The organism is Flavobacterium sp. (genome assembly GCF_031423415.1).
Taxonomy (GTDB): domain Bacteria; phylum Bacteroidota; class Bacteroidia; order Flavobacteriales; family Flavobacteriaceae; genus Flavobacterium.
In genome coordinates this window covers 1-2,064 of sequence record NZ_JANPFL010000072.1, presented here as the reverse complement: position 1 = coordinate 2,064, position 2,064 = coordinate 1, and the positions used below count along the sequence as shown (strand labels likewise).

General features: G+C 35.5%; 3 protein-coding genes. All 3 read left to right on the top strand.

Annotated features, from left to right (window positions below; translation table 11 throughout):
• A partial coding sequence (gene hemE / locus RMO83_RS07290; RefSeq protein WP_310559015.1) for a uroporphyrinogen decarboxylase occupies nucleotides 1-1,012 on the top strand: 1,012 nt, incomplete at its 5' end.
• Between the two features lie 42 nt (nucleotides 1,013-1,054).
• Complete coding sequence (locus tag RMO83_RS07285) at nucleotides 1,055-1,465, top strand: hypothetical protein (protein WP_310559014.1); 411 nt, start codon at nucleotides 1,055-1,057, stop codon at nucleotides 1,463-1,465.
• Nucleotides 1,462-2,064: coproporphyrinogen III oxidase (locus tag RMO83_RS07280; protein WP_310559013.1), on the top strand; the 603-nt coding region annotated here is incomplete at its 3' end. The genes RMO83_RS07285 and RMO83_RS07280, both read left to right, overlap by 4 nt.

The following is a 2,064-nucleotide window of genomic DNA, read 5'->3' as shown; positions in this document are numbered from 1 at the left end:
CCTACGTGCCTTAAAAGGAGAAACTGTACAACGACCACCTGTTTGGATGATGCGTCAAGCCGGAAGATATTTACCAGAATTTATCGCTTTACGTGACAAATACGATTTTTTTACCCGTTGTCAAACCCCAGAATTGGCTTCGGAAATCACTGTACAACCCATACGTAGAATTGCGCCTGATGCTGCAATTTTGTTTTCGGATATTTTGGTTGTACCACAAGCTATGGGCATCGAAGTTTTAATGAAGGAAAATGTTGGGCCGTTTTTACCCAATCCAATTCGTACCATTCAAGATGTAGAAAGAGTAATTGTTCCAAATGTTCACGAAACTTTAGGTTATGTTTTTGATGCTATAAAATTAACCAAACAAATGTTGAATAACGAAGTGCCATTAATTGGTTTTGCGGGTTCACCTTGGACTATTATGTGTTATGCCGTGGAAGGAAAAGGTTCTAAAAGTTTTGATATGGCCAAAGGGTTTTGTTTTTCAAATCCAGTTGCAGCACACGTTTTATTGCAAAAAATAACAGACACAACGATTGCTTATTTAGTCGAAAAAGTAAAAGCAGGTTGTAACGCCATTCAGATTTTTGATTCTTGGGGCGGAATGTTATCGCCAGTTGATTATCAAGAGTTTTCTTGGAAATACATCAATCAAATTATTGAAGCCCTGGCGGATATTACGCCAGTCATTGTTTTCGGAAAAGGATGTTGGTTTGCTTTGAACGAAATGGGAAAAAGCAAAGCGTCAGCTCTTGGAGTAGATTGGACTTGTTCGCCAAGAAATGCAAGATATTTATCAGGAGGGAATATTACATTACAAGGAAATTTTGATCCATCGAGATTGTTGTCGCCAATTCCGACTATCAAGAAAATGGTTCACGAAATGATTGACGAATTCGGGAAAGACAAATATATTGTGAATTTAGGTCACGGAATTTTACCAAACATTCCTGTAGATCATGCTAAAGCTTTTGTTGATGCGGTTAAGGAGTATAAAAGCATATCCTAGCTTTCCTAAAAGGTAGAAAAAGAGAATATATTTTTAATAAAAATGAAAAAAGCACATTATACTTTATTTGTTTTGCTAGGACTTATTCCTGCAACCTTTCTGATATTTATGATTTTGGTTTCAGGAATTTTTGGTTTTGCCTTATCAGGAAAAATCATTTACTTAGTTCAAATGTTGTTGGGTATTAGTGGTTATTTAGGATTTCTATTGCTCTTACGAGGACTAAAAGAGCAATACTACAAACTAAATTTAATATTACTCGGATTAGGACTGTTTGGTTTTAATATGTTTCTTTTTTTTGACGAAGAAATGGCAGGTGTTTGGAAAAGAATGCTCTCTGGTAAAAGAAATTTAGATGAATGGTTACTAGTGTTTCTGTTGCCAAATATAGTTAGTCTAATTTTTGTTATTTTTATTTCAATAAAAATGTATAACATTAAAAATGAAAAATGAAAAATAAATTCTACCAATACATTCAAAACTTACAAGACCAAATCTGCAAAGGTTTGGAAACCGTCGAAGGCAAAGCCAAATTCCGTGAAGACATTTGGGAACGACCAGAAGGCGGTGGCGGAAGAACACGAGTAATCGAAAATGGGGATGTTATTGAAAAAGGTGGTGTAAACATATCGGCAGTTCATGGCAAATTACCTGAAGCCATGCAAAAAATGTTCAATGTTGGCGAAGCTGATTTTTTTGCCTGTGGATTGTCATTAGTAATTCACCCGAAAAATCCAATGGCACCGACCGTTCATGCGAATTGGCGTTATTTCGAAATGTATGACGATGCTGGAAACGTAATTAATTCGTGGTTTGGTGGCGGACAAGATCTTACACCTTATTATTTGTTTAAAGAAGATGCGATTCATTTTCATCAAACCTGTAAAACAGCTTGCGATAAACACAATGTGGATTTTTATCCAAAATATAAAAAACAATGTGATGAGTATTTTTGGAACACTCACAGAAACGAAGCTCGTGGAATTGGCGGATTATTCTTTGATTATTGCAAAGCAACAGAAGCAATGTCAATGGAAAATTGGTTTAATTTT

Coding starts and splice junctions, on each gene's coding strand:
- RMO83_RS07285 (WP_310559014.1), top strand. CDS start 1,055: ATGAAAAAAGCACATTATACTTTATTTGTTTTGCTAGGACTTATTCCT.